At 71.2% G+C, this 26,121-nt stretch carries 27 protein-coding genes and 1 pseudogene; 18 read left to right on the top strand and 10 right to left on the bottom strand.

Annotated elements, in window-relative coordinates; genetic code table 11:
- Positions 1 to 570 precede the first annotated feature (570 nt).
- A complete protein-coding gene (locus tag OG294_RS21740; protein WP_327068195.1) occupies positions 571 to 1,431 on the bottom strand; it encodes a macro domain-containing protein in 861 nt (286 codons plus the stop codon).
- A gap of 109 nt (positions 1,432 to 1,540) precedes the next feature.
- Positions 1,541 to 2,344 (bottom strand): toll/interleukin-1 receptor domain-containing protein, encoded by an 804-nt coding sequence (locus tag OG294_RS21735; protein ID WP_327068194.1) that lies wholly within the window; start codon positions 2,342 to 2,344, stop codon positions 1,541 to 1,543.
- A gap of 346 nt (positions 2,345 to 2,690) precedes the next feature.
- Here OG294_RS21735 and OG294_RS41165 point away from each other — a divergent pair.
- From OG294_RS41165 to OG294_RS21715, 5 genes and pseudogenes are all read left to right on the top strand, one after another.
- Positions 2,691 to 2,786 (top strand): annotated as a pseudogene (locus OG294_RS41165) (IS5 family transposase); the annotation flags it as partial.
- A gap of 4 nt (positions 2,787 to 2,790) precedes the next feature.
- Complete coding sequence (locus OG294_RS21730) at positions 2,791 to 3,108, top strand: hypothetical protein (protein ID WP_327068193.1); 318 nt, start codon at positions 2,791 to 2,793, stop codon at positions 3,106 to 3,108.
- A gap of 50 nt (positions 3,109 to 3,158) precedes the next feature.
- On the top strand, positions 3,159 to 3,650 hold the full coding sequence (locus tag OG294_RS21725; RefSeq protein ID WP_442789191.1) for a transposase: 492 nt from the start codon (positions 3,159 to 3,161) through the stop codon (positions 3,648 to 3,650).
- Positions 3,651 to 3,710: 60 nt separating this feature from the next.
- Positions 3,711 to 4,664: an IS481 family transposase gene (locus tag OG294_RS21720; RefSeq protein WP_327068192.1), complete on the top strand. Its 954-nt coding sequence runs from the start codon at positions 3,711 to 3,713 to the stop codon at positions 4,662 to 4,664.
- 170 nt (positions 4,665 to 4,834) lie between these two features.
- A complete protein-coding gene (locus OG294_RS21715; protein ID WP_327068191.1) occupies positions 4,835 to 6,664 on the top strand; it encodes an NHL domain-containing thioredoxin family protein in 1,830 nt (609 codons plus the stop codon).
- A 53-nt stretch (positions 6,665 to 6,717) separates the two neighbouring features.
- On the opposite strand, the gene OG294_RS21710 is transcribed toward OG294_RS21715, so the two are convergent.
- On the bottom strand, positions 6,718 to 8,025 hold the full coding sequence (locus OG294_RS21710; protein ID WP_327068190.1) for a M18 family aminopeptidase: 1,308 nt from the start codon (positions 8,023 to 8,025) through the stop codon (positions 6,718 to 6,720).
- A gap of 292 nt (positions 8,026 to 8,317) precedes the next feature.
- A complete protein-coding gene (locus OG294_RS21705; RefSeq protein ID WP_327068189.1) occupies positions 8,318 to 10,147 on the bottom strand; it encodes an acyl-CoA dehydrogenase in 1,830 nt (609 codons plus the stop codon).
- 259 nt (positions 10,148 to 10,406) lie between these two features.
- Here OG294_RS21705 and OG294_RS21700 point away from each other — a divergent pair, with 259 nt between their 5' ends.
- The gene (locus tag OG294_RS21700) at positions 10,407 to 10,943 is read left to right on the top strand and encodes an SseB family protein (RefSeq protein WP_442789190.1); all 537 of its coding nucleotides are present in this window, start codon (positions 10,407 to 10,409) and stop codon (positions 10,941 to 10,943) included.
- A 137-nt stretch (positions 10,944 to 11,080) separates the two neighbouring features.
- Positions 11,081 to 12,037 (top strand): pirin family protein, encoded by a 957-nt coding sequence (locus OG294_RS21695; RefSeq protein WP_327068188.1) that lies wholly within the window; start codon positions 11,081 to 11,083, stop codon positions 12,035 to 12,037.
- Positions 12,038 to 12,169: 132 nt separating this feature from the next.
- Here OG294_RS21695 and OG294_RS21690 read toward each other — a convergent pair whose 3' ends face one another.
- Positions 12,170 to 12,844, bottom strand: coding sequence for a TetR/AcrR family transcriptional regulator C-terminal domain-containing protein (locus OG294_RS21690; protein WP_327068187.1), 675 nt, complete (start codon positions 12,842 to 12,844; stop codon positions 12,170 to 12,172).
- 97 nt (positions 12,845 to 12,941) lie between these two features.
- On the opposite strand from OG294_RS21690, the gene OG294_RS21685 reads away from it, so the two are divergent.
- The 4 genes from OG294_RS21685 to OG294_RS21670 all read left to right on the top strand — a co-directional run bounded on the left by OG294_RS21685 (position 12,942) and on the right by OG294_RS21670 (position 15,710).
- Positions 12,942 to 13,376 carry an ester cyclase gene (locus OG294_RS21685; protein WP_327068186.1) on the top strand — a complete coding sequence of 145 codons (435 nt, stop codon included), beginning with the start codon at positions 12,942 to 12,944 and terminating at the stop codon, positions 13,374 to 13,376.
- A 126-nt stretch (positions 13,377 to 13,502) separates the two neighbouring features.
- Positions 13,503 to 13,985 (top strand): hypothetical protein, encoded by a 483-nt coding sequence (locus OG294_RS21680; RefSeq protein ID WP_327068185.1) that lies wholly within the window; start codon positions 13,503 to 13,505, stop codon positions 13,983 to 13,985.
- A 46-nt stretch (positions 13,986 to 14,031) separates the two neighbouring features.
- Complete coding sequence (locus OG294_RS21675; RefSeq protein WP_327068184.1) at positions 14,032 to 14,913, top strand: LLM class F420-dependent oxidoreductase; 882 nt, start codon at positions 14,032 to 14,034, stop codon at positions 14,911 to 14,913.
- Between the two features lie 104 nt (positions 14,914 to 15,017).
- Complete coding sequence (locus tag OG294_RS21670; RefSeq protein WP_327068183.1) at positions 15,018 to 15,710, top strand: SDR family NAD(P)-dependent oxidoreductase; 693 nt, start codon at positions 15,018 to 15,020, stop codon at positions 15,708 to 15,710.
- Positions 15,711 to 15,741: 31 nt separating this feature from the next.
- Here the strand turns inward: OG294_RS21670 and OG294_RS21665 are convergent, their stop codons facing one another.
- On the bottom strand, positions 15,742 to 16,563 hold the full coding sequence (locus OG294_RS21665; RefSeq protein WP_327068182.1) for an integrase: 822 nt from the start codon (positions 16,561 to 16,563) through the stop codon (positions 15,742 to 15,744).
- A gap of 333 nt (positions 16,564 to 16,896) precedes the next feature.
- Between OG294_RS21665 and OG294_RS21660 the strand changes: the two genes are divergently transcribed.
- The gene (locus OG294_RS21660) at positions 16,897 to 17,118 is read left to right on the top strand and encodes a DUF5302 domain-containing protein (RefSeq protein WP_327068181.1); all 222 of its coding nucleotides are present in this window, start codon (positions 16,897 to 16,899) and stop codon (positions 17,116 to 17,118) included.
- A gap of 76 nt (positions 17,119 to 17,194) precedes the next feature.
- Here OG294_RS21660 and OG294_RS21655 read toward each other — a convergent pair whose 3' ends face one another.
- Both OG294_RS21655 and OG294_RS21650 read right to left on the bottom strand, forming a co-directional pair.
- Positions 17,195 to 17,821 carry a TIGR03086 family metal-binding protein gene (locus OG294_RS21655; protein ID WP_327068180.1) on the bottom strand — a complete coding sequence of 209 codons (627 nt, stop codon included), beginning with the start codon at positions 17,819 to 17,821 and terminating at the stop codon, positions 17,195 to 17,197.
- A 123-nt stretch (positions 17,822 to 17,944) separates the two neighbouring features.
- Complete coding sequence (locus OG294_RS21650; RefSeq protein WP_327068179.1) at positions 17,945 to 18,628, bottom strand: TetR family transcriptional regulator C-terminal domain-containing protein; 684 nt, start codon at positions 18,626 to 18,628, stop codon at positions 17,945 to 17,947.
- A gap of 124 nt (positions 18,629 to 18,752) precedes the next feature.
- Here OG294_RS21650 and OG294_RS21645 point away from each other — a divergent pair, with 124 nt between their 5' ends.
- A complete protein-coding gene (locus OG294_RS21645) occupies positions 18,753 to 19,943 on the top strand; it encodes an acyl-CoA dehydrogenase family protein (protein ID WP_327068178.1) in 1,191 nt (396 codons plus the stop codon).
- Positions 19,944 to 19,949: 6 nt separating this feature from the next.
- On the opposite strand, the gene OG294_RS21640 is transcribed toward OG294_RS21645, so the two are convergent.
- Both OG294_RS21640 and OG294_RS21635 read right to left on the bottom strand, forming a co-directional pair.
- The gene (locus tag OG294_RS21640; protein WP_327068177.1) at positions 19,950 to 20,207 is read right to left on the bottom strand and encodes a hypothetical protein; all 258 of its coding nucleotides are present in this window, start codon (positions 20,205 to 20,207) and stop codon (positions 19,950 to 19,952) included.
- Positions 20,208 to 20,289: 82 nt separating this feature from the next.
- Entirely contained in the window at positions 20,290 to 20,934 is a 645-nt protein-coding gene (locus OG294_RS21635; protein ID WP_327068176.1) for an ATP-binding protein, read from the bottom strand.
- Positions 20,935 to 21,191: 257 nt separating this feature from the next.
- Between OG294_RS21635 and OG294_RS21630 the strand changes: the two genes are divergently transcribed.
- The 5 genes from OG294_RS21630 (at position 21,192) to OG294_RS21610 (ending at position 26,112) form a co-directional block, all read left to right on the top strand.
- Positions 21,192 to 21,995 (top strand): hypothetical protein, encoded by an 804-nt coding sequence (locus OG294_RS21630; RefSeq protein WP_327068175.1) that lies wholly within the window; start codon positions 21,192 to 21,194, stop codon positions 21,993 to 21,995.
- A gap of 130 nt (positions 21,996 to 22,125) precedes the next feature.
- Entirely contained in the window at positions 22,126 to 22,857 is a 732-nt protein-coding gene (locus OG294_RS21625) for a YcnI family copper-binding membrane protein (RefSeq protein WP_327068173.1), read from the top strand.
- A gap of 87 nt (positions 22,858 to 22,944) precedes the next feature.
- A complete protein-coding gene (locus tag OG294_RS21620) occupies positions 22,945 to 23,616 on the top strand; it encodes an SCO family protein (RefSeq protein WP_327068172.1) in 672 nt (223 codons plus the stop codon).
- Positions 23,616 to 24,107: a copper chaperone PCu(A)C gene (locus OG294_RS21615; protein ID WP_327068171.1), complete on the top strand. Its 492-nt coding sequence runs from the start codon at positions 23,616 to 23,618 to the stop codon at positions 24,105 to 24,107. The genes OG294_RS21620 and OG294_RS21615 overlap by 1 nt, the downstream gene beginning before the upstream one ends.
- Before the next feature lie 7 nt (positions 24,108 to 24,114).
- A complete protein-coding gene (locus OG294_RS21610; protein WP_327068170.1) occupies positions 24,115 to 26,112 on the top strand; it encodes a copper resistance CopC/CopD family protein in 1,998 nt (665 codons plus the stop codon).
- The last annotated feature ends 9 nt before the right edge of the window (positions 26,113 to 26,121 follow it).

Here is a 26,121-nt window from a genome sequence, read left to right as displayed (position 1 = left end):
AATGCCTTGAGTGCGACTCCCTCCGCGCCGAGCAGGCGAAGGCCGAAGCCACGTTCCGCCCCAAGGTGCCCGGTGGCAGTTACGTACCGGACTGGTCGGGACTGACCGACGCGCGGGTAAAGATCCGTCGGCACGCGGAGGTGTGCCCGACGGCCCCTCTGCCCGCGAAGATCGTGGGGGCACTGTGAGCATCCCAGAGCGGGACGCCCATCTGCCCACCCACCGGGAGTGTGAAACCGTCGTCGAGCCGCCCGAGGAGGGAATTGAGCCAGAGCTCGCCGGCCCCGCGTTGGAGCCTGCCGAGTCGGCGACCATGCGCCTGCTGCGGGAGCGAACGCGCGCGCTGAACGAGAGGCGGTGCCCCTACTAGTGCCGCGTGTCTGTCTTCAATCGGCCCACCACTTCCTGGCGCTGGAACCCGGGCAGTTCCTGAACCCGGCGCCAGCCGTGAAGAAGCCCTGCAGGGGTCTAGCCCCATCCTCGTCCGCAGGGCACACGGACAGGGCTTCAGTAATTTCGTCCAGCGCCGCCCACCCGGAAAGCGAAAAGCTGGCGAGCACTGCGATTGGGTCAGAGAACCTTAAGAAAGGCATCCATCTCCAGCATATCCAGCTGATTAGCGTCGTTCGGATGCACGACGATCGTTAATCTCTTAGATATCAGCCGCTCGCGAGAACGGGAAACAAACGACAAGAGAATCATCCTGATAAGGATTTCTCGATCGGCGTGATCAATACGAGCCATCTCCGAACCGATGATCGGCATCGCAACTGGCTCTCGCCTCCCGGAGACTTCTACTGCACGCCAAATCTTAGCGAGACTATGCCAGAGATCGTCCACACTTGAGCTGACAGTTAAGTCATTTCCCATCCGCCCGTAAGCGGAACAAAAATACCTTCTCGCCCCTCTAGCAAGAACAGCTACCGAGCCGACGGGGTAACGAGTCAGCTTTCCTGCACGCTTTTGGCTCCTGGCTTCCCTACCTTTCTTCTCCACCCCCAGGAGCGCATCAGAAAGCTCAGCATCCAGGCAGCCAGTATCACCAGAATAGATTCTCGCCAAAAACTGGCCCTGCACGCTACTCCGCGAAATGACAAGATCCCCTGAGGTATCCGTGTCAAATGTGTCATTAAAACCAATGATCAGGTGTGAGCTCTCGTCGAATAGGTCCCCCACTTTGACCACAACAGTTACATCCGGCCTCCCTAGGCTACGGCTTACCTCCCTCCGTGGAGCGGCCCGCGCGACTCCGAAAGCCAATGCTGATACCACCATTGAAAGAAATAGTGCGATACGCGATGCCTCGATATTTGGCCACAGTGCCAGCAACAGCTGGACAACGCCGGATACGATACCGAATGCCAAAGTGGAGTTAGTCGCCAGACTTCGCCACCAGCGCCAGCTTCCAACGCAGCGCCAGAAGATACGCAAGAAAGGAACGGTAAGGGAGTTCACAGTCAGCACAACCCTGTATGACGAATGGGATCAGCCTTGGAGAAAAGCTTCGATCTCGCGCGACATCGGGATTCAGCGCCAGGAATCAACGGCTGGGATTCAGATGGCGAGCCCAGTATTCCTTAAAGCTTCGCCCTGCAGCATTCCAGTCCTGCAGCCGGAGAGAAACTCCAGAGAGTTGCTTTTGCACCTTCTCGTGCAATTCATCAACCAAGGAAACGACCTCGAAATCGTCTACCATAGTTGCCACGCGAATATCACCCAGGGCCTGCCCCACCCTCTCCCGGCTCAACGGAGGAACAACTATCGGGTATGTGTCCTTTTCCAACACCCAAGCTGCACCCATCTCCATCAGACAGAAGGGGCGCTCCAAGAAGCTCTTGCTTATTAACTCGATAACAAGAGTCGATCTCACTAGGGCCGAACGCAAATAAGATGAGATGCTCTCCCCTGACGGAATTCCGGTCGACCTCTCGGAGGAATAGAATATACTCTCTCTGGGAACTCCGCCGAGCACCAGGAACCTCCCCAGCTCGTCAGCCAGGGGTTTGTCCTGCGTAGCATGACTGATGAAGATTGATCGACCGCTCGCCATATTCTTCACCTCACCCTTTGTTGCCTCACTACGGAGTGGCGCCTGAGATGCTGCGCTTTTAGCAACAAATTCTTCCGCTTTGCCGAAGAGGGCAATGTAAAAGTCATCACCCCTCGCCATGGCTTCCCTGATAGCTGACGTAACCTTCTGCGACTTTGAACTCCAAGCTCCGGGCCGCCGGTATGCATCGTCGAGACCATGGGCGAGGAAGAACTTCTCGCTCTCAGCTTGCGTGAGCGCAGCCAGCGCTTCCGTAAGGCTCATTACGCGATCGGGCGACCAAGGGTCAGACATGAATCGAGTGTAGCGGTGCCACTCGACACTGTCAGGGGCTTCCTCTTTCCAAAAAAGTCTCATGCTGATCATAAGCAACATGCGCCCCAGAATTATGCGGTCGCATCATGGGCCATTTCATCACACGATCGCATCATCAGGTACTTGTCTTCAGTCTCCGCTTTGGCATTCGGCTCTGCGCGAAGGGACGACGGCTACACGAAACCTGGGCCCCGGCATGCGCTCAGGCTCTTGCGGGGCGTACGGCAAAGAACCGACCTGGGCCTGCTAGGGACTGTTCTGAATTCGGATCATGAGTTCGTGGATTCGGGTGCTTCGGCGGTGCTGCTGCTGGTAGAAGAAGGCCATGACACGCGGAGATCTGACGGACGGTGAGTGGGAGCTGGTCGAGCCGTTTCTGCCGATGGCGGCGACAGGGCCGATCCCGGACCTGCGGCGGCAGTTCGATGCGATCATGTGGCGGTTCCGGGTGGGCAGTCCCTGGCGGGACGTCCCCCGAGCGGTACGGCAACTGGTCCACGATCTACGGCCAGTTCCACTCCTGGGCGCTCAAGGGCGTCTTCCAGGTCTTGATGGACGGGATGATCGCTGAGGCCGCCGCGCGCGGCCAGGTCGACTTGTCGCTGGTCAGCGTGGACTCCACCGTCGCCCGAGCGCACCACCACGCGGCCGGGATGGTCGTGGACGCCGAGTTGCTGGAGGAGTTGGAGAAGGCAGTCGCTGAGGAAAAGGGGATCCTGCGAAGGGACAAACCGGGCCGGTAGCCGACCAGGGCAGTGCTGCGGACGAGGCCGCGCGGGAAGGAAAGCGCCGCATGCGTCGGCGCCGCCGGGCGCGGCTCAAGGCAGCCGCGCTGGGGCGTTCGCGGGGCGGCCTGACCACGAAGACCCATCTGGCGGCCGAGCGGCGCTGCCGTCCGCTGTCCTTCGTGGTCACGCCGGGCCAGAGTGCGGACAATCCGCAGTTCGCCGCCGTCATGGACAAGATCAAGGTCCGCGGCCCGGTCGGCCGGCCCCGCACCCGCCCCGACGCGGTCGCCGCCGACAAGGCGTACTCCGCCCGCGGCACCCGCATCTACCTGCGCAGACGCCGCATCAAGGCGGTGATCCCGGAGAAGGACGACCAGGCCGCCAACCGCAAGAAGAAGGGCAGTAGCGGCGGACGGCCCGTCAGCCACGACGCGGACCTCTACCGCGACCGCAACACCGTCGAGCGCGCCATCAACAAGATCAAGAACTGGCGGGGCCTAGCTGTACTGACCACGGAGGTTGGTGACAGAGCTCACGGCTGGGTGATCTTGAAATGAGTGAGGGCCTTCTGGCTCGGTGTGGATTGCGACATCTGCACCGACTTCAGAAAGGCCCTCATGCCACACCGTAACGCACCCCTGACCGAGACCGGACGCCTGCGCCTGGCCCGCTGCGTGGTCGAGGACGGCTGGCCCCTGCGCCGGGCCGCCGAACGCTTCCAGGTCTCACCGACCACGGCCAAGCGCTGGGCCGACCGCTACCGTGCGCTCGGCGAGGCCGGGATGGTCGACCTCTCCAGCCGGCCCCACCACAGCCCCCGCCGGACCCCGACCCGCACCGAGCGGCGGATCATCAAGGTCCGCGTCCTGCGGCGCTGGGGCCCGGCCCGCATCGCCTACCTCCTGCGACTCAACCCGGCCACCGTGCACCGGGTCCTGACCCGCTACCGCCTCGCCCGCCTGGCCCACCTGGACCGCGCCACAAGTCGGCCGATCCGACGCTACGAACACAGCGCGCCGGGCGAGTTGGTCCACGTCGACATCAAGAAGCTCGGCAACATCCCCGACGGCGGCGGCCACAAAACCCTGGGCCGCCAGGCCGGCCGCAAGACCCGCTCCGCAGTCGGATACAGCTACCTCCACAACGCCGTCGACGACCACTCCCGCCTGGCCTACAGCGAGATCCTGGCCGACGAACGCAAGGAGACCGCCGCAGCGTTCTGGACCCGGGCGAACGAGTTCTTCGCCCGGGCCGGGATCACCGTGAAGCGCGTGCTGACCGACAACGGCTCCTGCTACAAGTCCCACCCCTGGCGCGACGTCCTCGCGGCGGCCGGGATCACCCACAAGCGAACCCGGCCCTACCGCCCGCAGACCAACGGCAAGGTCGAACGCTTCAACCGCACCCTGCTCGACGAATGGGCCTACGCAAGGCCCTACCGCACCGAGCAAGAACGACGCGACGCCTACCCCACCTGGCTCCACACCTACAATCACCACCGCGGACACACCGCACTCGCAGGCAAGCCACCCGCCAGCCGCGTCCCCAACCTCACGGGTCAGAACACCTAGCGACCCGCTACGACAAGACCCCGGCCAGCTACGAAGCCGGCCTGCACCTGTGCGGTGCCGTCATCTGGCTCCGCAGCCTGAGACCCGCATCATGATCCGAACTCAGAACACTCCCTAGCAGAGGGAACTCAACGGGATGCTTCCACAGCTCGATGGGGTTGGATGTGGACATGGCTTCTCGTGCACGCGTACGCGCCCCCGAACTGGTTGGCGCTGGTGGATGGCTCAACACCGGTGGCAAGGATCTGACCCTTGCCGATCTACGAGGTAAGTGTGTCGTACTAGACTTCTGGACCTTCTGCTGCATCAACTGTCTGCACGTCCTGGACGAGCTGCGGGAGCTGGAGGAGAAGCACCGCGACACCGTGGTGATCGTCGGGGTGCACTCGCCCAAGTTCGTGCACGAGGCCGACCACCAGGCCGTGGTGGACGCGGTGGCGCGCTACGAGGTCGAGCACCCGGTGCTGGACGACCCGCAGCTCGCCACCTGGAAGCAGTACGCGGTGCGGGCCTGGCCGACGCTGGTGGTGATCGACCCCGAGGGGTACGTGGTCGCCCAGCACGCCGGCGAGGGGCATGCGCACGCGATCGAGCGGCTGGTCGAGGAGCTGGAGGCGGAGCACGCCGCGAAGGGCACGCTGCGCCGCGGTGACGGCCCGTACGTGGCGCCGGAGCCGGTGGCCGGGGCGCTGAAGTTCCCCGGCAAGGCGGTGCGGCTGCCCGGTGGCGGGTTCCTGGTGGCCGACTCCGGGCACCACTCGCTGGTCGAGCTGGCCGAGGACGGCGAGAGCGTGGTGCGCCGGATCGGCGACGGCGAGCGGGGCTTCCTGGACAGCGCCGACGGCACGGCGCCGCGGTTCAGCGAGCCGCAGGGCCTGGCGCTGGTACCCGAGGGGCTGGACCTGGGCTACGACGTGGTGGTGGCCGACACCGTCAACCACGCGCTGCGCGGGGTGCGGCTGGCCGACGGCACGGTGACCACGCTGGCCGGCACCGGCCGGCAGTGGTGGCAGGGCTCGCCGACCGAGGGCCCGGCGCACGAGGTGGACCTCTCCTCGCCGTGGGACGTCGCCTTCTTCGACGGCCGGGTGTGGATCGCGATGGCGGGCGTGCACCAGCTGTGGGCCTACGACCCGGCCACCGGCACGGTCGCGGTGGCGGCCGGCACCACCAACGAGGGCCTGGTCGACGGCCCGGTGACCGAGGCCTGGTTCGCCCAGCCCTCGGGCCTGGCGGTCTCCGCGGACGGCGAGCGGCTCTGGGTGGCGGACTCGGAGACCTCGGCGCTGCGCTGGGTTTCACGTGAAACACAGTCCGTACACAGTGCGATCGGCACCGGCCTCTTCGACTTCGGCCACCGGGACGGCACCGCCGAGCAGGCGCTGCTCCAGCACCCGCTCGGCGTCACCGTGCTGCCGGACGGGTCGGTGGCGGTCGCCGACACCTACAACCACGCGCTGCGCCGCTTCGACCCGGCGACGAACGAGGTCAGCACGCTGGCCACCGACCTGCGCGAACCCTCGGGGGCGGTGCTGGCCGGCGAGGACATCGTGGTGGTGGAGTCGGCCCGGCACCGGCTGACCCGGCTGCGGCTGCCCGAGGAGGCGGTGCGGGTGGAGTCCGTCGCGCACCGCACCCAGCGCGCCGCTACTGAAGTGGCCCCGGGCACGCTGCGGCTGGACGTGGTCTTCACCGCGCCCAGCGGCCAGAAGCTGGACGAGCGCTACGGCCCCTCCACCCGCCTGCTGGTCAGCGCCACCCCGCCCGAGCTGCTGGTCTCCGGCGCCGGCGCGGACAGCGCGCTCTCCCGCGAGCTGGTGCTCTCGGCCGAGCTGACCGAGGGCGTGCTGCACGTCTCGGCGATGGCGGCCTCCTGCGACGACGACCCGGCGATCGAGTACCCGGCCTGCCACGTGCACCAGCAGGACTGGGGCGTGCCGGTGAAGCTGGTGGCGGGCGGCGCGAGCCGGCTGCCGCTGGTGCTGGCCGGGATGGAGTGACGCGACGGGTCAGGGGCGGCCGGAGCCGCCCCTGACCGCGTCCGCGCCGGGCGTCAGCCTTCGAGGAACGCCTTCAGCGCCGAGGCCAGCAGGTACGGGTCCTCGGCGCCGCACAGCTCGCGCGCCGAGTGCATGGAGAGCGCGGCGATCCCGCAGTCCACCGTGGTGATCCCGAGCCGGGCCGCGGTGATCGGGCCGATCGTGGTGCCGCACGGCATCGCGTTGTTGGAGACGAAGGTCTGCCACGGCACGCCGGCCCGCTCGCAGGCGGCGGCGAAGACCGCCCGGCCCACGCCGTCGGTCGCGTACCGGTTGTTGACGTTGACCTTGAGGATCGGCCCGCCGTTGGGGACCGGCTGGTGGCCGGGCTCGTGCCGCTCGCTGTAGTTGGGGTGCACGGCGTGCCCCATGTCGGAGGAGAGGCAGACGGTGCCGGCCAGCGCCCTGGCCCGGTCCTCCAGGGTGCCGCCGCGGGCGTTGATGCTGCGCTCCAGCACGTTGCCGAGCAGCGGGCCCTGCGCGCCGGTGTCCGACTCGCTGCCCGTCTCCTCGTGGTCGAAGGCGGCCAGCACCGGGATGTACGGCAGCTGGTCGGCGCCCTCCGCGCTGACGGCGGCGGCCAGCGCGGCGGTCGCCGCGTGCACCGAGAGCAGGTTGTCCAGCCGCGGGGCGGCCAGCAGCTCGCGGTCCCGGCCCAGGTACGACGGCGGCTGGACGTCGTGGGTCATCAAGTCCCAGCCCACCACCGCGCTCGCGTCCAGCTGGGCGCGCTCGGCGACGTAGGCGATCAGGCCGCCCTCGTCCACCTTGCCCAGCCCCCAGACGGGGGTCAGATGCCGCTGCTTGTCCAGCTTCAGCCCGTCGTTGACCTGCCGGTCCAGGTGGATCGCCAGCTGCGGGACGCGCAGCAGCGGCTCGTCCAGCTGCACCAGCCGGGTCGAGCCGTCCCGCAGCACCAGCCGGCCGGACAGACCCAGGTCCCGGTCCAGCCAGGTGTTCAGCGGCACGCCGCCGTAGATCTCCACCGCGACCTGCCGCCAGCCGGCCGCGCCGGTGTCGGGCAGCGGCTTGACCCGCAGGTTGGGCGAGTCGGTGTGGGTGCCGACCACCCGGAACGGTGTGGCCGGGCCTGCGCTCTTGGGCACGTACCAGGCGATCAGCGCGCCACCCCGGATGACGTACCGCCCGCCGGCGGTGCCCTCCCACCCGTCGGTCTCCGCCACCTGCCGGAAACCCGCCTTCTCCAGCCGCTCGGCCGCGCCGGCCACCGCGTGGTACGGGGACGGTGCGGCGGCCAGAAAGGCGATCAGGTCGTCGGTGTGGGTCCGGTCGAAGAACACCGGTCGGTCGGCGGTGGACATGCTGCTCCTGGGTCGAGGGAAGTGCGGAGAGCCGGCGGTGCGAAGGCGCCCTCCCACCCGAGCATATGCCCGTACACCGTCAGGACGGTCAAGAGTTGGTATTGGTCCGGAGTGGCTGATGCGCCATCATCACCGCCCTGTTCACCTACTGTCCGGTACCTGGGAACCGGGCCGCTCGGGGCCGAACGATCCCCGGACACCGGGAGGGCGTCCGGCACCGGGACAGCACTGTGGGGCCCGCACGCAAGCGCGGGCCCCACAGTGCTGAGGGTGTGTCAGGCGGTCAACGGGATCAGAACGCGTCCTCGGCCAGCTCCATGACGTCCAGGTCGATGCCCTCGGCGATCAGGCGCTGGGCGCTGATGGTCGGCAGGATGTTGCGGGCGAAGAACCGGGCGCCGGCCACCTTGCCCTGGTAGAAGGCGAGGTCCTTGCCGGTGGCGCCGGCCTCGATCTTGGCCTGGGCCACGACGGCCTGGCGCAGCAGCAGCCAGCCGACCACCACATCGCCACAGACCAGCAGCAGGCGGGTGGTGTTCAGGCCCACCTTGTGCATGTTCTTCACGTCCTGCTCGACCGCGGACAGGTCGCTGAGGACCTTGCCGACGATGGCCTCCAGGTCGCCGGCGGCCTTGGCGAGCAGCTCGCGCTCGGCGGCCAGGGCGTCGCCGCCCTCACCGGCGCCGAGGAACTTCTGGATCTGCTCGGAGACCGAGGTGAGCGCCTGGCCGCCGTCCTTGACGATCTTGCGGAAGAAGAAGTCCAGGCCCTGGATCGCGGTGGTGCCCTCGTAGAGGGTGTCGATCTTGGCGTCCCGGATGTACTGCTCGATCGGGTACTCCTGCAGGTAGCCGGAGCCACCGAAGGTCTGCAGGGACTGGGCGAGCTGCTCGTAGGACTTCTCCGAGCCGTAGCCCTTGACGATCGGCAGCAGCAGGTCGTTGAGGCGCTCGGCGGCCTCGTCCTGCTCGCCGCGCAGGCGGGCGGCGAGCATGTCGTCCTGGACCGAGGCGGTGTAGAGGACCAGGGCGCGCATGCCCTCGGCGTAGGCCTTCTGGGTCAGCAGCGAGCGGCGCACGTCCGGGTGGTGCGTGATGGTCACGCGCGGGGCGGTCTTGTCCAGGAAGTTGGCGATGTCGGCGCCCTGCACGCGCTCCTTGGCGTACTCCAGCGCGTTCAGGTAGCCGGTGGAGAGGGTGGCGATGGCCTTCGTGCCGACCATCATCCGGGCGAACTCGATGATCTTGAACATCTGGCGGATGCCGTCGATCTTCTCGCCGACCAGCCAGCCCTTGGCCGGGTGCTTGGCGCCGAAGGTCATCTCGCAGGTGTTGGAGGCCTTGAGGCCCATCTTGTGCTCGACGTTGGTGGCGTAGGCGCCGTTGCGCTCGCCCAGCTCGCCGGTCTCCCAGTCGAAGTCGAACTTGGGGACGATGTAGAGGCCCAGGCCCTTGGTGCCCGGCTTGCCGCCCTCGGGGCGGGCCAGCACCAGGTGGATGATGTTCTCGGACATGTCGTGCTCGCCCGAGGTGATGAAGCGCTTCACACCCTCGATGTGCCAGGAGCCGTCCTCCTGCTTGATCGCCTTGGTGCGGCCGGCGCCCACGTCGGAGCCCGCGTCCGGCTCGGTCAGCACCATGGTGGCGCCCCAGAGCCGCTCGGTCATGAGCTTGGCGATCTTCTGCTGCTCCTCGGTGCCCTCGTCGAAGACGACGCCGGCGAAGGCCGGGCCGGAGGAGTACATCCAGATCGCCGGGTTCGAGCCCAGGATCTGCTCGGCGTAGGCCCAGATCAGCGAGGACGGGGTGACCTGGCCGCCGATCTCGGTCGGGATGCCCAGCCGCCACCACTCGGCGTCCATGTAGGCGTCGTAGCTCTTCTTGAAGGCGGCCGGGATCGGCGCGGTGTTGGTCTCCGGGTCGAAGACCGGCGGGTTGCGGTCGGTGTCCGCGAAGGAGGCGGCGAGGTCGTTCTCGGCCAGGCGCGAGATCTCGCTGAGGATGCTCTTCGCGGTGTCGACGTCCATGTCGGCGAACGGACCGGTGCCGTACACCTGGTCGCGGCCGAGCACCTCGAAGAGGTTGAACTCCACGTCCCGCAGGTTGGACTTGTAGTGACCCATGGCCGTTTCTCCGGTTCGTCGCTTCCGGGTGCGCCGCTAAGGTTTCCTGAACGCACCTACCCGCCAGTAGACATCATGATGCTACCGGTTAGTAACTTCTTCAAGCCTTTCACCGTTAATCCGGCGTGAACGTAGTCACGTCCAGGGCGGTACTCCCCCACCGGACCCACGCGCCGTCAGTTCCCGACAGGACCATCCCACCGCACGTTGTCCGATCCGACCGCCCCGCGGGGCGGGCCCGGTTCGCTAGCCTGTCCGTGTGTACGGCTACGAGCAGAGCGCGAACGGCGGCTACCCCGGCGACCCCTACCAGCAGGCGGGGCAGCAGGGCATGGGCGGCGGCTACGGGCAGCAGGGCTACGGCGCGCAGGCCGGCGGAGCCGGAGGGTACGGCGAGCAGCCGCAGGCCGCCGGTCAGTCGCTCTACCCCGAGCCCTCGCCGCCCTCGCTCGCGGACGCCGTGCGCGCCTTCACCACCGGCTCGATGCCGGTGGAGGACTTCCAGGCGATCTTCATCACCTCGAAGGTGCACTGCCCGCGCGGCGACCGCCCCGGCTTCCTGGCCCTGCACAACACGCCGACGCCGGTGATCCCGATGTTCAGCTCGCTCAAGGAGCTGCGCCGGTACGCGGGCAAGGACTCCAAGCACTTCACCGTCTCCGGCGCCGAGGTGCTGGACCTGCTGCCGACCGGCTACGGCTTCGCCCTGGACATGGAGGGCGAGCACCGGATGGTGTTCGACGCCAAGGCCGTGGAGCAGATGGTCGACTTCACCATGCGGCGGATGTACGGCTGACCCACCCCGCGCCCGGCTCCCGCCGGGACTCGTCCCGGCCGACCCGTCCCATCATGGTTGAACGTTCAACTTGCTTCTTGTTGAGCATTGAACTAACCTCGCAGAGGTAGGCCCGAGCACCTCAGAAGGAGGCCGACATGCCAGCCGTGACCGTCGAGAACCCGCTTGTTCTGCCGCGCATCGCATCCCCCGCCGAAGGCGCCCGGCCGCGGCCCGTGCTGGCCGTGTCGACCGCGCTCAGCGGCTTCGAGGGCGAGGGCTTCCCGGTCCGCCGGGCCTTCGCCAAGATCAACCAGAAGTACCTGGACCCGTTCATCATGATGGACCAGATGGGCGAGGTGGACTACGCGGCCGGCGAGCCGAAGGGGACCCCCTGGCACCCGCACCGCGGCTTCGAGACCGTCACGTACCTGATCGACGGGACCTTCGTGCACCAGGACTCGCACGGCGGTGGCGGCGTCATCACCGACGGCGACACCCAGTGGATGACGGCCGGCTCCGGCCTGCTGCACATCGAGGCCCCGCCGGAGTCGCTGGTGATGTCCGGCGGCCTGTTCCACGGGCTGCAGCTGTGGGTGAACCTGCCCGCCGCGGACAAGATGATCGCGCCCAAGTACCAGGATATCCGCGGCAGCAGCGTGAAGCTGCTCGCCTCGCCCGACGGCGGCGCGCTGGTGCGGCTCATCGCCGGCGACATCGCGGGCCACCAGGGCCCCGGTGCCACCCACACCCCGATCACGATGATCCACGTGTCCGTGAACCCCGGCGCCGAGGTCACCCTGCCCTGGCGCCCCGACTTCAACGGCCTGGCCTACGGCCTCGCGGGCAGCGGCTCGGCCGGCGAGGAGCGGCGCCCGTTCCACCTGGGCCAGGCCGTCGTCTTCGGCGAGGGCGACTCCCTCACCATCCGGGCGGACGAGCAGCAGGACTCCCGGAGCGCCAACTTCGAGGTGGTGCTGCTCGGCGGCCAGCCGATCCGCGAACCGGTCGCCCACTACGGCCCGTTCGTGATGAACAGCCACCGCGAACTGCAGCAGGCCATGGAGGACTTCCAGGCCGGCCGCCTGGGCACCATCCCGGCCGGCGCGAGCTGACCGCACCGAGCCGCCGCCCGCGGCGGCACCGAGCTCGGGGGTACCGTCCTTACCCGGATGAGCCTGGGACCGACGGCCTGCCACAGATCGAGGCCTACCCCCGCTGCTCCCCCGGCGACTTCACCTTCACGCTCAAGCGCTGAGCTCTCCGAGGACGGCGCCGAAGCCGTCGACCAGTGCGTCGACGGCGAAGTCGAACCGCTCGGCGTCGTCCACGCCCGCGCCGGTACGCGCGGACTCCGTGAGCAGCGGATGGCGGGCCGGATCCAGTGCGGCGAGCCAGGCAGGGGTGCCGGCGGAGTCGGGGGATCCGGCCCGGGCGGGCTGGGCGGCCTCGGCGGCGGTGTGGCCGAGGACGAAGAGCGAGAGCGTGTTGAGCGCGTGCACCGCCGCCCCCAGCGGGAACCCGGCCGCCGTCAGGGCCGTCAGGCCGCGCTCGACCGCGTCGAGCGTCGCCGGGGTCACCGCCGGGCGGCTCGCCGCGAGCGGGAGCACGCCCGGATGGCGCAGCAGTGCCTCGCGCAGCGAGAGGGCGTACGTCCGCAGCAGGGCGCGCCAGTCGGTGCTCCCCGCCGCCGCGTCGGGCGACGGCAGCGCCTGGGCGAAGACCCGCTCCACCAGGCCGTCCAGCAGGGCGTCCTTGCTGGGCACGTAGTGGTAGAGCGTCATCGCCTCGACGTCCAGCTCGGCACCGAGGCGACGCATCGTCAGCGCGCCGACGCCCTCGCGGTCCACCAGGGCCAGCGCGGCGTCCAGTACCAGCGTCCGGGACAGGCCCGCGCGCTCGCCACGTGTCCGCTTCCCCATGGTGACTCCTCCTTCAGCCATGCCCTTGCACTTCTTACGGCGTAAGTCTACCGTGGTGCCCACCAGGATTCTTACGACGTAAGTTGGGGTGGGCGCGATGCAGGCAGCGGCACCGACGAACAAGCAGGTCGTGGAGGGCTTCTTCCAGGCGGTCAACGAGCGGCGGCTCGGCGATCTGGCGCAGTACATGGCGCTCGACGTGATCGACCACAACAAGATCATCTTCGGCGAGGAGGACGAGCCCGGCGCGGCCTTCGACGGCTTCCGCCAGCAGCTCGACGCCTTCGGCGAGGGCAGGATGCGCCCCGACGCCCTGGTCGCCGAGGGCGACACCGTGGTGGCCCGGATGACCGTCACCGGCATCCACACCGGCTACCACCCCCGGATGCCCGAGCCCACCGGTCGCGCCTTCGAGGTCGAGCAGATCTGGTGGCTCACCGTCACCGACGGCAGGATCTCGCAGATCCGCGCCGTCAGCGACCGCCTCGGCATGTTCGTCCAGCTCGGCTGGCCGATGCCGAGCGCCGACTGAACGGCGTTGGCCCGATGCGGTGTTCGCGCGACCAAGGCTCAAGTCGGGCTCAAGGCGCGAACTAAACGGAATCGCTGCTCGTCCTCCTAGCTGAGCGTCCGATTCAACTCGGGAGGCGACCCGTCGATGGCCCAAGCGCAGCTACGATCCCAGTTCACCGAGGACGAGTTGGCGCAGCTCGCCGCGCACCGGGTGCCGTTCGGGGTCGGTGCCGAGCTGGATGCCGTCGAGCTGGCCGCCGCCTGGGGCGAGCAGGTCGCGCGGATCGACGCCGACCGTGCGCTGCCGCCCTTCGACCGCGACGCGTGGAACGCCTACGACCTGGCCGGTGCCCTCTTCCTGCGGGACCACCTGGCCACGGCGCTCGTCAAGCTCCCCCCGGAGCTGCGCGCACGGCTGGAGCAGCTCGCCGTCCAGCAGGCCGACGACCGCTACCGCTCGTTCACCGTGGTCGACGACGGCCGGCGGATGGCGCAGGTCGCGCAGCTGGAGCTGGCCGGCCGCGCCTGGTGGTGGTTCCGGACGCCGGCCAACGGGCCGATCGCCGACGACATGGTGCGCCACGAACTGTGCGGGTCATGGCATCTGACCTTCCGTCAGGCACGATAACGTCGAGCCCGCTGACCATTCACCCGACCCTGTTGGGGGCACCGACATGAAGCTCGGCCTGCACTACTGGAAGTACACCACCCCCGAGGACCCGGCGCTGATCGCCCCGACCCTCGCGCGCACCGCCCGGATCGCCGAGCAGGCGGGGGTCGCCCGGTTCACCGTGATGGACCACTACTTCCAGATGGAGACGCCGCACTCGGTGGCCACCGAGCCGATGCTGGAGGGCTACACCACCCTCGGCTACGTCGCCGCGGTCACCGAGCGGATGCAGCTCAACCTGATGGTCACCGGCGTGATGTACCGCTACCCGGGCCTGCTGGCGAAGATCGTCACCACCCTGGACGTGCTCTCCGGCGGCCGGGCGCAGCTGGGCCTCGGGGCCTCCTGGTACGAGCGGGAGCAGCGGGCCCTCGGGGTGCCGGTGGTGCCGATGAGCGAGCGCTTCGAGCGGCTGGAGGAGACGCTGCAGATCTGCCTGCAGATGTGGAGCGACGACGACGGCCCGTACCAGGGCCGGCACTACCAGCTGGCCGAGACGCTCTGCGTGCCGCGCCCGCTGCGCAGCCCGCGCCCGCCGATCGTCATCGGCGGCAGCGGCGAGAAGAAGACGCTGCGGCTGGTCGCCCGGTACGGCGACGCGTGCAACCTGTTCGGCACCGGCGTCGCGGAGGTCGCCCACAAGCTGGACGTGCTGCGGGCGCACTGCGCGGACGCGGGCCGCGACTACGAGGCGATCGAGAAGACCGTGATGTGCAGCCGCCGTCCGGTGCTGGGCGAGCTGGACGCCTTCCTCGGCGAGGCGGAGCAACTGGCGAAGCTGGGCGTCACCGAGCTGCAGGTGGTGCCGGAGGCGGGCCGCAACCCGGTGGAGTTCGCCGAGGAGATCGCCGAGCACCTGCTGCCCCGGCTGGCGCAGATCGGCTAGCGGCGCGTCAGGCACTAGGACGCAGATCGACCAGGGCCCCAATGAAACTGACGTAGCCTCAATTGACGCTGGACAGCCGCCCGGTGGTGATCCACTCTGGGAGCATGAGCGACGCACCCGTGGCCGTGGTCACCGGCGGAAATCGCGGCATCGGCCTGGAGACCTGCCGGCAACTGGCCGCGCTGGGCCACCGGGTGGTGCTGACCGCCCGGGACGCCGCCAAGGGCGAGGCCGCCGCGCGCAAGCTGGGCGCCGGGGTCGAGGCCCACCGGCTGGACGTCACCAGCGTCACGGACGCCACCGCGCTGGCCGAGCACCTCGCCGACCGGTACGGCCAGCTGGACGTGCTGGTCAACAACGCGGCGATCGGCTACGACACCTGGCAGCGGGTCTCGACCGCCGACCTGCACCAGGTGCGCGAGGCCGCCGAGACGAACGTGTACGGGCCCTGGCAGTTGGTCCAGGCGCTGCTCCCGCTGCTGCGCGCCTCCCGGCAGGCGCGGATCGTCAACGTCTCCAGTGGCGCCGGTGCGATCGACGACCTGGGCGCGGGCACCCCGGCCTACTCGATCACCAAGCTGGCGCTGAACGGGCTGACCCTGATGCTCGCGCGCGACCTGCGCCACGACCGGATCCTGGTGAACGCGGTCTGCCCGGGCTGGGTCGACACCGACATGGGCGGGGGCGGCGGCCGCCCGGTCGCCGAGGGGGCGGCCGGCGTGGTCTGGGCCGCCACCCTGCCCGGCGGCGGCCCGACCGGCGGCTTCTTCCGCGACCGGCGGAAGATCCCGTGGTGACCGGCCCGGCGGTGCGGCTGGTCGAGAGCGGTCAGATCAGCGCGTAGAGCGCGGTGGCGTCCTCGCGGGCCGGGTCGCGCGGCCAGCGCTCGCAGCGCGGGTCCAGTGCCTCGGCCTCGCGCACCCGGGCGATCAGCGCGGCCGGACCGGCCTCGGCCAGCAGCCGCAGCGCCGCGGGCCAGTCGCCGAGCGCGAACGGCACGGCGTACCGGGCCGCCCCGCCCGTGACGGCGCCCAGCGAGCGCAGGGCGGTCAGCTTGACGAAGCCCGTCTCGGCCCGGGCGGCGGCCTTCGGGCTGGCGGCGGCGATCCACGGCCCGTTCCCGGTGTTGCGCACCGCGCGCACCGCCAGCGCGTACCGCAGCCGCAGCGCGGCGCGCTCGTCGCTGCCCGGCTCGGCCGCGTGCAGCGCCCGGCGCAGTTCCTGCCCGGCCGGGTACGGCTGGTTGTCGCCGACCACCCGCACCGGCCCGTCGCGCGGCTCCAGCAGCAGCAGCGCGTCGCCGAGCACCAGGTACTCCAGCGAGGCGCCGTGCAGCCGGGCCGCGACCACGGAGGCGGCCGGGGTGCCGGGATGCGCCAGGTCGCAGCGGGCGCCGTGCAGCGCGGCGGTCTCCGCGAGGGCGTCGGCCAGGCACTCGGCGATGCTGCGGTCCGGCCGGTCGGTCAGCCGGGCGAGCAGGTGCACGCCCAGCCGGCGGACGTACCAGGCGGTGCCGTGCCGGCAGCCCGACTCCATGCCCGCGGGCGAGCCCGACCCGTCGAGCAGCACCAGGGCCTCGGGGGTGCCCGCGGCGAAGTCCTCGTTCTGGTGGCCCGGTTGCCCCGGCTCACCGGCCAGTCGTACCTGCATGCCGCCAGTGTGCGGCGCCGGGGCACCCGGCGGACAGTCCTCGGCACGGGTTCGCCCGAACGAGGTGCGGTGGCAGGGGCCCCACTTTTCACCTAGCGTCACATATCGGGCATATCGGTACGACAGAGGCGGAGACTGGCATGTGGTGGCAGGCGATCGTGCTGACCGTGGCTTCGTTCGTGTTTCCGACCATGGCGCTGCTCTTCTTCATCGGCGGCCCGAACTGGCGCGACCGCGCGCCCGACGGACGCCGGAACTGACGGCGCGTCGGCCGCCGGGCGTGACACAGTGGCAGGCGGCACGACCATGCACCAACCCGTCCAGGAGGTCCGTATGAGCAGCAGCGACGCAGCATCCGTGGCAAGCGAGGAGAACCCCGAGCCCACCGCCGCGGCCGACCAGGACGATGTGAAGGCGAAGTTCCTCGCCGCACTGCAGCGCAAGCACGGTGTGAAGACGGACGGGGCCGCCGGCGGCCCCGGCAACGAGTCCAAGGTCCACGGCGCGCACAGCGCCGCCGGCGGCAAGCGCACCTTCCGCCGCAAGAGCGGCTGACCCCCCGGGGTTCGCGGGGCCGGCACCCGGGGCGGGTGCCGGCCCCGCGTCGTGCCCCGGGGATCGCCGGAGATCGCTACGGCCGCCAGTGCGGATCGCGGCCGAGCAGCAGCAGTGCGCCGTCGAAGGGCGCACCCGCCCCGCCCGGCCGCACGGGCGCGAAGGCGTGCCCGGGGCCGCGGGACCCGGCGTCGGACGGGACCTGCTCGGCGATCCGCAGGGTCAGCTCGGCCAGCTCCGGCGGGCAGTCGAACGGCACCCCGAGGGTGGCCGCCAGGTCCCAGCCGTGCACCAGGGTGTCGAGCAGGTGGAACCCGATCGCCTGGGCGGCCGGGAAGCCGTGACCGGGCAGGACCTGGGGCAGCGCGAACAGCGCGCCGCGCGCCTCGGCGGCCGCGAAGGCCCCGACCAGTTCGGTCGCCGAGTCGGCGAAGCCCGCCAGCACCGACAGCGCAGCGCCCGGGCCGGCCGCCACCGGCCGGTCCGCCCAGACCGCCAGGTCCGCGCCGTCACCCCGGGCCGCGGCCGCGAAGCCGTACTGCTGGCCGATCAGGTGCGCCAGCAGCCGGCGCAGCGGCCAGCCTGCGCACGGGGTGGGCAGATCGAGCCGGTCGACCCGGATCCCGGCCACCAGCGGCGCGATCAGGGCGAGCGCTTCGGCGTGCAGCGGCGCGAGTACCGGCCGGGTCGTCAGGGTCGTCATTGGTGGTGCCTCCGTCAGCTAGTGGCCGGTGGGAAGAACGCGTGACCTCTCCCGGCGGACATTAGCACGATCGTTCGGTCAGTTTTAGGGTGCGGACCGACCTGCCGTGCCCCGCGCGGGCGGTCAGGCCGCCGGCAGCAGCGAGCCGTCGACCGACTCGGAGCGGAGCAGCAGCAGCACCGCGCGCCGGGCCCGCGCGTACGGCGCCTCGTCCTCGTGCAGCAGGGACATCGCGTTGGCGTACTCCAGGAAGCTGATCATCTCGAAGGCGAGCTGCTCCAGATCGGCGTCCGCGTGCAACTCCCCCGCCGCACGGGCCGATTCGAGCAGGTCCAGCACGATGCGGTGCCAGCGCAGGCTGCCCTCGGCCAGCACGTCGCGCACCCGCCCCGGCTGGGCGTCGAACTCGGCGCCCACCGCGTAGAAGAAGCACCCGCCCGCGAAGACCCGCCCGCGCGAGTACTCCAGCCAGCGCAGCGCCAGCTCCCACACCTGCCCCACCCCGGACGGCAGCCGGCGCACCGGCTCGATCACGGTGTCCCGGTAGATCCGCTGGGCGGCGCGCACGGTGGCCAGCTGCAGCTCCTCCTTGGAGCCGAAGAGCGCGAACACCCCGCTCTTGCTCAGCGACAGCTCGCTCGCCAGGCGCCCGAGCGAGAGCCCGCCGAGCCCCTCGACCGAGGCGATCGAGACCGCCCTGGCCAGCACCAGGCGGCGCGTCTCGTTGCCCTTCTGGACCCGGCCGTCGGTGGAGTCGACCGCGGTGTCCAGGGCCGGGCCCGGCGCGTGGTTCGTGGATTCCGTCACTGCACACCACCGTCTTCCCAGGGACCGCCCGGCGACTGCTTTCCGGCCAGCGTAAAGCCTGATACGGATGGTCCGGCACCGCGCAACCTCGCCACCGACCCGCGAAACCCTCCAGGAGCGCCGCATGTCCGCCACCGCTGCCCGTCCGGGCGCCGCCGACCCGCTCGACCTGCTCGCCGTGGGCGAGCTGCTCACCGACGAGGAGCGGCTGATCCGCGACACCGTCCGCCGCTTCACCGACGACCGGATCCGCCCGCACATCGCCGAGTGGTTCGAGCGCGGCACCTTCCCGGCCCGCGAACTGGCCCCCGCACTGGGCGAGCTGGGCCTGCTCGGGATGCACCTGGAGGGCTACGGCTGCGCCGGGGCCGGGGCGGTGGCGTACGGCGTGGCCTGCATGGAGGTGGAGGCCGCCGACTCGGGGCTGCGCAGCTTCGTCTCGGTCCAGGGCTCGCTGGCGATGCGGGCGATCCACGCCTTCGGCTCCGAGGAGCAGAAGCAGCGCTGGCTGCCGGAGCTGGCGGCGGGACGGGCGATCGGCTGCTTCGCGCTGACCGAACCGGACTTCGGCTCCGACCCGGCCGGCATGCGCACCACGGCCCGGCGCAAGGGCGCGGACTGGGTGCTCTCCGGCAGCAAGATGTGGATCACCAACGGCAGCGTGGCGGACGTCGCCGTCGTCTGGGCGCAGACCGAGGAGGGGGTGCGCGGCTTCGTGGTGCCCACCGACACCCCCGGGTTCACCGCCACCGACGTGCCCGGCAAGCTCTCGCTGCGGGCCTCGGTGACCAGCGGGCTGAGCTTCGAGGAGCTGCTGCTGCCGGGCGACGCGGTGCTGCCCGGCGTGGTCGGGCTGCGCGGGCCGCTGTCCTGCCTCAACGAGGCCCGCTACGGGATCCTCTGGGGCACGGTCGGCGCCGCCCGGGACTGCTACGAGGCCGCACTGTCGTACGCCAAGAGCCGCATCCAGTTCGGCCGTCCGATCGCCGGCTTCCAGCTCACCCAGGAGAAGCTGGTGGAGATGGCCGTGGAGCTGGAGAAGGCCTACCTGGTCGCCTGGCGGATCGGGCGGCTGAAGGAGGCCGGTCGCGCGAAGGCGGCCCAGGTGAGCTTCGGCAAGCTCAACAACGTGCGCTCCGCGCTGGCGATCGCGCGCAGCGCCCGGACCGTGCTGGGGGCCAACGGGATCACCACGGACTACCCGGTGCTGCGGCACGCCAACAACCTGGAGTCGGTGCTGACCTACGAGGGGACCAGCGAGATCCACACCCTGGTGCTGGGCGAGGCGATCACCGGCGAGTCGGCCTACCGCTGAGCCGGCTCAGCCCTCCGCGGCGTGGCTGTCCGGGAGGTAGGTCGACCGGTCGTGCTCGTCCGCCAGGAAGGGCACCGACTGGAACCAGACCACCCCGCAGGACCGGCAGCAGGGCTCCTTGGTCCGCCCCCACTCGGTCGGTTCCAAGGTGGCCGCCCCCTCGGCCAGCTCACGTCCGCACAGCCCGACCAGCTGCTGGTCCTGGACCATGTGCCACTGCTTCACCGGGCCGGATCGGCCCTGGTCGCCGTACTCGGCGTGCATCCGATGCAACATATCTCCACAGTGCCCCCGGCCCGGTGCGGGCGCCAGGCGAGCGGGCCGGCGGACGGCCGGGCCCTGCGCTTCAGGAGGCCACCCGCAGGGCCTGGCGGTTGAGCAGCTTGTCGAAGCTGACGATCGCGCCGCGCTGGGGGTGGTTGCGCAGGTGGACGTGGTCGGTCAGGGCGCGGATCAGGAACAGGCCCCGGCCGCTCTCGCCCAGCAGGTCCGGCAGCACGTCCAGGTCGGGCAGCCGGGGCGGGGCGGTGTGCGGGCGGCCCGGCGGCAGTACGTGGGTGTCGTAGGGGGTGGGACGGGAGCGGCGGGCCGGGCCGAGGGCGGCGGGGCCCGGCAGGGTGGCCCGGCCGCGGCGGCGGCGCGGGCGGGCGTGCCCGGCCTCCGGCAGGGGGCGCTCCGGCGGGGCGGACAGCGGGCGGCGGGCCGGGACCAGCCGGGGTGCGGCGGGCAGGCCCGGGCCGGAGTCGATCACCTCGATCCGCAGCAGGTCGCCGTCGAGCGTGGCGGTCACCTGGAAGCCGTCGTCGGCCCTGGGGTGGCCGGGGCCCGCGTGCTCCACCGCGTTCGCGCAGGCCTCGGTCAGCGCGAGGCCGAGGTCGTGGGCGATGCCCGGGTCGACCCCGGCGCTCTCCATGGTGCCGAGCAGGAAGCGCCTGGCCAGCGGCACGCTGGCCAGCTCGCGCTTGAGATGCAGAGTCCACCAGATGTCCACGACCGGTCCCTCCTGGCTGGGGCTCCACATACAACTAGGTATTTCCGAGGGATCGGGCCGTGAACCGTCGCGCTGCGGGCGGTCCGCCCATTCGGCGGATGGACGAGCGCGGCGCGTTGTGCCGAACGGCGCGCATCTGCCACCGCACGCCGGGGCCGTTGGAGTTACGGCCGGTCCGGGGCCACTCCCGCTGACGCTCCGGCACTTTCGCACCCCGCCCCGATCGGGCCGGGGCCCGATGAGATGATGGCCCGGCCATGACTGACCACCACCCCGCCCCGCAGCCGGGCGCCGCCGAACCGGCGCGCCCCGGTGCGCTGCGCGCGGGGTGGGACCTGCGGCTGCTGCGTGCGGTGCCGTTCGCGGTGGTGTGCACGGTGGTGGCCGCCTTCGGCCACCACCTGAGCGGCGGCGGCGATGTCGCGCTGCCCTCGCTGCTGCTCGGCTTCGCCGTGGTGGCCGCGCTGGCGGCACTGCTCGGCGGCCGGGAGCGCTCGCTGCCGGGGATCGCCGCGGCTCTGGGGGGCGGCCAGCTCGCGCTGCACCTGCTCTTCCACTGCGCCGGTCCGCACGCGATGCCCGGGATGACCCTGGATCAAGTGGCAGGGCGACTGGTCTGCAACGACATGCCCGGGATGGCCCGGGTGCTGCCCCCCGGGGTGAGCCCGGCCCAACTGGTCAACAGCGCGGGCCTGGACCCGGGCAGCTACCACGCGGTGGCCGCCGGTCCCTGGTGGCTGTTCGGGCTGACCCCGGCGATGCTGCTCGGTCACCTGGCCGCCGCCGTGCTGGCCGGCTGGTGGCTGCGCCGCGGCGAGGCCGCGCTGTGGCGGCTGATCCGGCTGGCCGGCAGCGCCGCCCGCGAACTGCAGCAGTGGAGCGCCCCGCTGGGGCGCGCGCTCGCGCTGGTCGCCGCCGTGCTGCGCGGCCTGCTCGGCGTGACCGGGGCCGGGGTGCGGATACCGCGCTCCGACCGCGAGGAGCACCGGCTGCCGGTGGCGGCCGTGCTGCGGCACAGCGTGGTGCGCCGTGGCCCGCCGGTGGCGGCCTTCGCGCGCTGACCCGCCGTCATCGCCACGCCTTCCCGGCGTCGGCCGACGGGGCCGGGTGTCGGCGCCGCGTACCCCGCAGCTCGTCACCCCACCTGCCCAGGGCACCCGTGTGTCCTGCTCCCGATGGAGACCGCCACCGATGCGTTCGCTCACCGCCCGCCGTTCCACCGCCGCCGCCGTCCTCGCCGCCGGTGCCGTGCTGGCCTCCGCCGTCCCCGCCTTCGCGCACGTCACCGTGAACCCGAACACCGCCACGCAGGGCGGCTACACCGCCGTCGCGTTCCGGGTGCCGGACGAGAGCGACAAGGCGAGCACGGTCAAGCTGGAGGTCACCGTGCCGACCGACCACCCGGTGGTCTCGCTCTCCACCCAGCCGGTGCCCGGCTGGACGGCGACCGTCGACAAGACCCACCTGGCCACCCCGGTCACCACCGACGACGGCCAGGTCACCGACGCGGTCAGCAAGGTCACCTGGACCGCCGACGCCACCGGCAAGATCGGCCCCGGCCAGTTCCAGGAGTTCAAGATCTCGCTCGGCCCGCTGCCGAAGGACGCCGACCAGATCGTCTTCAAGGCGCTGCAGACCTACGACGACGGCACCGTGGTGCGCTGGATCGACGAGGCCAAGCCCGGCCAGGCCGAGCCGCAGCACCCCGCGCCGACCCTGCGCCTGACGGCCGCCACCACCACCGGCACCGCTCCCTCGGCCGCCGCCGGCGCCTCGCAGGACGGCAAGTCGACCACCGCCGCGGCCACGTCCGACGACTCCACCGCCCGCGCGCTGGGCATCGCCGGCCTCGTGGTCGGCGTGATCGGTACCGCCCTCGGCGTGGCCGGCCTGCGCCGCAAGAGCGGCACCCCCGCCTCCTGAGGCCGGTCGCCGGGGCCGGCCCTCCGCTGGACGGCCGGCCCCGGCGGGCGACCCACCGCCACGAGCCCGAACGAACGGACCCCCACCATGAAGCTGCTCTCCCCCGGCCGCCGCGTCGCCGGTGCCGCCGCCCTCGCCCTGACCGCAGCCCTCGCGCTGACCGCCTGCGGCTCGGGCACCAAGTCGACCACCGGCGCTGCCGTCGTCTCCCAGCAGTCCCAGAACTCGCCCTACCAGGGCACCGTGCTGGCCAAGCACTTCGACATGCCCGACCTGGTGCTGCCCGACACCAGCGGCCAGCCCTTCGACCTGCGCCAGCGCACCGCCGGGAAGACCACGCTGCTCTTCTTCGGCTACACCAGCTGCCCGGACGTCTGCCCCACCACGATGGGCGACATCGCCGTGGCGATGCAGAAGCTGCCCGCGGACGAGCAGGCGAAGATCAACGTGGTCTTCGTCTCGACCGACCCGCAGGTCGACACCCCGAAGGTGCTGCGGACCTGGCTGGACTCCTTCGACAAGAACTTCATCGGGCTGACCGGCGACCTGCAGAAGGTCAAGGCGGCGGCACTGAGCCTGGGCATCCTGGTGGAGGACCCGGTGGTCAACAAGGACGGCACGGTGACCTCCTCGCACGGCGCCCAGGTGCTGGCCTTCCAGCCCTCCGACAACAAGGCGCACCTGGTCTACCTGAGCAACACCTCGCAGGACGTCTTCGCCCACGACCTGCCGCTGCTGGCCAAGGGGGTGGCCGCCTGATGGGCGCCAGGACCTTCCGGCAGACCGCGCTGACCGGGGCCGCGGTCGCCGCCGTGCTGACCGCGGGCGCGATAGTCGTGGTCTGCGGCGGCGGCAGCAGCCAGGCGTCGAGCGCCAGGCTCAGCATCGCGGACTCGTACATCCCGCTGCCCGCCGGCAGCCCCGGCAGCGACAGCATGGCCGCCGGGTACCTGACGGTGCGCAACACCGGCGGCACGGCGGACACCCTGGTGCGGGTGAGCAGCCCCGGCGCCGGCTCGGTGAGCATGCACCGGTCCACCGAGACCACCATGCAGGAGGTGGACAGCCTGCCGGTGCCGGCGAACGGCGCGTTGCAGCTGACCCGCGGCGGTGCCCACCTGATGATCATGGGGTGGCAGAAGCCACCCGCCGTCGGCGACCAGCTGGAGCTGGACCTGACCTTCGCACACAGCGGCACCATCGCCGTCCAGGTGCCGGTGAAACCCCTCACCTACCGCCCCGGGAGCTGACGAAGAGATGCGCAAAGCCTGGGCCTGGCTCACCACCGCGGGCACCCTGCTGCTCCTGCTGCTGGGCACCGCCGCACCCGCCTCGGCGCACGCGGCGCTGCTGCAGACCGATCCGGCACAGAACTCGGTGGTGGCGAGCGCGCCCACCTCCGTGACCCTGACGTTCAGCGAGGCGGTGACGCTCGACGGCGACGCGGTCCGGGTGCTCGACCCGGCCGGCAAGCCGGTGGACACCGGCAACGCCGCGCACGCCGGCGGCAAGGACGACACCGCCACCGTCGGGCTGCGCCCGGGCCTGGGCAACGGCACCTACACAGTGGCCTGGCGGGCCATCTCGGCGGACACGCACCCGGTCGGCGGGGCGTTCACGTTCTCCGTCGGCGCGCCCTCGACCACCTCGGTCTCGCTCTCGCAGGCGAACGGCGCCAAGGCCGACGAGGTGGTCTCGGCGCTCTACGGCAGCGGGCGGGCGGTGGCGTACGGGGCGTTCGCGCTGCTGGTCGGGGCGGCGGCCTTCGTACTGCTGTGCTGGCCGCGCGGGGCGGCGAACCGCTCGGTGCAGCGGCTGCTGATGGGCGGCTGGGTCGCGCTGCTGGCCGCCACCGTGGCGGTGCTGCTGCTGCGCGGGCCCTACGAGCGCGGGAGCGGGCTGGGCCAGGTCTTCGACCTGTCGCTGGTGCGCGGCACGCTGGACGAACGGCTCGGCACCGCGCTGGCCGCGCGGCTGCTGCTGCTGGCGGCGGGCGGGGTCTTCCTGTCGCTGCTGGTCGGGCGGCTGGGCCAGGAGGAGGACGCGGAGCCGGGCGAGGCCGCTTCCACCGGGGACGCCGAGGAGGACGAGCTGCGCCGGCTGGAGCGGCGGGCCGCGGAGCGCCCGCTGCGCGAGGCGCGGCTGGCGCTGGGCGCGGGCGGGCTGGTGCTGGCGCTGGCGCTCGCGGCCACCTGGGCCGCGGCGGACCACGCGGCGGTCGGGATCCAGGTCTGGGTGGCGCTGCCGTTCGACCTGCTGCACCTGCTCGCGATGGCCTGCTGGCTGGGCGGACTGGTCACCCTGGTGGCCGCGCTGCGGCACGGCGGCGGGGCGGCGGTGGCCGAGCGGTTCTCCAAGGTCGCGCTGGTCTCGGTGGCCTGCCTGGTGGTCACCGGCGTCTACCAGGCCTGGCGGGGCGTGGGCAGCTGGGACGCACTGGTGGACACCGAGTACGGGCAGCTGGTGCTGATCAAGGTCGGGCTGGTGCTGGTGATGCTGGGCACCGCCTTCTTCTCGCGGCGGTGGACGGCGCGGCTGCGGACGGCCCCGGCGCAGGAAGTCGAGCAGGTCGACGTTGTGGTCGGCGGCCGGTCGGCCGAGGCCGCGGACGCGGATGCGGCGGGGACGGGGACGGGGACGGGGACGGCGACCGATGGCACGGCGGCGGACCCGGTGCGGCGCGAGCAACTGGCCCGCCAGCGGGCGGCGGTGGCCGCGGCCGGGGTGCGCAAGGCACAGAACGGCACCCCGGTGCAGGCGGGGCTGCGGCGCTCGGTGCTGATCGAGGCAGCGGTGGCGATCGGCGTGCTGGTGGTGACCACGGTGCTGACCAACTCGCCGCCCGGGCGGGTGGCGGCCGAGGTCGCCGCCGCCAGCGGCACCGCCGCCCCGGCGCCGAAGACGGCCGCGAAGAGCGTGGAGCTCAAGCTGCCCTACGACACCGGCGGCACCGAGAAGGGCGCCAAGGGCACCGCCGTGCTCACCGTCGACCCGGCCGCCACCGGCAGCAGCCGGCTGACGCTGCTGGTCACCGACGGCTCGGGGCAGCCGGTGGACGTGCCCGAGACCCAGGTCTCCTTCACCCTGCCGGACCGCGATCTGGGCCCGCTGGCGGTGCCGCTGACCAAGGCCGGCACCGGGCGCTGGACCGGCACCGCCCAACTGCCGCTGGCGGGCGAGTGGGTGGCCGCGGTCGTCGTCCGTTCCTCGGACATCGACCAGGACACCGAGACCAAGCAACTGACGATCGGCTGAGGTACGGGT

Origin of the sequence: Kitasatospora sp. NBC_01302 (assembly GCF_035976515.1) — a bacterium.
Classification (GTDB): Bacteria; Actinomycetota; Actinomycetes; order Streptomycetales; family Streptomycetaceae; genus Kitasatospora.
Note: the sequence above shows the minus strand (reverse complement) of the source record. Positions and strands in the feature narration are given on the sequence as shown.

Bases quoted from the DNA above. Each gene is read 5' to 3' on its own strand.
- OG294_RS21640 (WP_327068177.1), bottom strand. From the start codon at position 20,207: ATGCACGCCGAGTACGGCGACCAGGGCCGATCCGGCCCGGTGAAGCAG.
- OG294_RS21695 (WP_327068188.1), top strand. From the start codon at position 11,081: ATGCCAGCCGTGACCGTCGAGAACCCGCTTGTTCTGCCGCGCATCGCA.
- OG294_RS21615 (WP_327068171.1), top strand. From the start codon at position 23,616: ATGGGCGCCAGGACCTTCCGGCAGACCGCGCTGACCGGGGCCGCGGTC.
- OG294_RS21655 (WP_327068180.1), bottom strand. From the start codon at position 17,821: ATGACGACCCTGACGACCCGGCCGGTACTCGCGCCGCTGCACGCCGAA.
- OG294_RS21730 (WP_327068193.1), top strand. From the start codon at position 2,791: ATGCGATCATGTGGCGGTTCCGGGTGGGCAGTCCCTGGCGGGACGTCC.
- OG294_RS21680 (WP_327068185.1), top strand. From the start codon at position 13,503: ATGGCCCAAGCGCAGCTACGATCCCAGTTCACCGAGGACGAGTTGGCG.
- OG294_RS21610 (WP_327068170.1), top strand. From the start codon at position 24,115: ATGCGCAAAGCCTGGGCCTGGCTCACCACCGCGGGCACCCTGCTGCTC.
- OG294_RS21660 (WP_327068181.1), top strand. From the start codon at position 16,897: ATGAGCAGCAGCGACGCAGCATCCGTGGCAAGCGAGGAGAACCCCGAG.
- OG294_RS21665 (WP_327068182.1), bottom strand. From the start codon at position 16,563: ATGCAGGTACGACTGGCCGGTGAGCCGGGGCAACCGGGCCACCAGAAC.
- OG294_RS21620 (WP_327068172.1), top strand. From the start codon at position 22,945: ATGAAGCTGCTCTCCCCCGGCCGCCGCGTCGCCGGTGCCGCCGCCCTC.
- OG294_RS21675 (WP_327068184.1), top strand. From the start codon at position 14,032: ATGAAGCTCGGCCTGCACTACTGGAAGTACACCACCCCCGAGGACCCG.
- OG294_RS21715 (WP_327068191.1), top strand. From the start codon at position 4,835: ATGGCTTCTCGTGCACGCGTACGCGCCCCCGAACTGGTTGGCGCTGGT.
- OG294_RS21645 (WP_327068178.1), top strand. From the start codon at position 18,753: ATGTCCGCCACCGCTGCCCGTCCGGGCGCCGCCGACCCGCTCGACCTG.
- OG294_RS21625 (WP_327068173.1), top strand. From the start codon at position 22,126: ATGCGTTCGCTCACCGCCCGCCGTTCCACCGCCGCCGCCGTCCTCGCC.
- OG294_RS21690 (WP_327068187.1), bottom strand. From the start codon at position 12,844: ATGGGGAAGCGGACACGTGGCGAGCGCGCGGGCCTGTCCCGGACGCTG.
- OG294_RS21710 (WP_327068190.1), bottom strand. From the start codon at position 8,025: ATGTCCACCGCCGACCGACCGGTGTTCTTCGACCGGACCCACACCGAC.
- OG294_RS21725 (WP_442789191.1), top strand. From the start codon at position 3,159: ATGCGTCGGCGCCGCCGGGCGCGGCTCAAGGCAGCCGCGCTGGGGCGT.
- OG294_RS21685 (WP_327068186.1), top strand. From the start codon at position 12,942: ATGCAGGCAGCGGCACCGACGAACAAGCAGGTCGTGGAGGGCTTCTTC.
- OG294_RS21670 (WP_327068183.1), top strand. From the start codon at position 15,018: ATGAGCGACGCACCCGTGGCCGTGGTCACCGGCGGAAATCGCGGCATC.
- OG294_RS21720 (WP_327068192.1), top strand. From the start codon at position 3,711: ATGCCACACCGTAACGCACCCCTGACCGAGACCGGACGCCTGCGCCTG.
- OG294_RS21735 (WP_327068194.1), bottom strand. From the start codon at position 2,344: ATGTCTGACCCTTGGTCGCCCGATCGCGTAATGAGCCTTACGGAAGCG.
- OG294_RS21630 (WP_327068175.1), top strand. From the start codon at position 21,192: ATGACTGACCACCACCCCGCCCCGCAGCCGGGCGCCGCCGAACCGGCG.
- OG294_RS21705 (WP_327068189.1), bottom strand. From the start codon at position 10,147: ATGGGTCACTACAAGTCCAACCTGCGGGACGTGGAGTTCAACCTCTTC.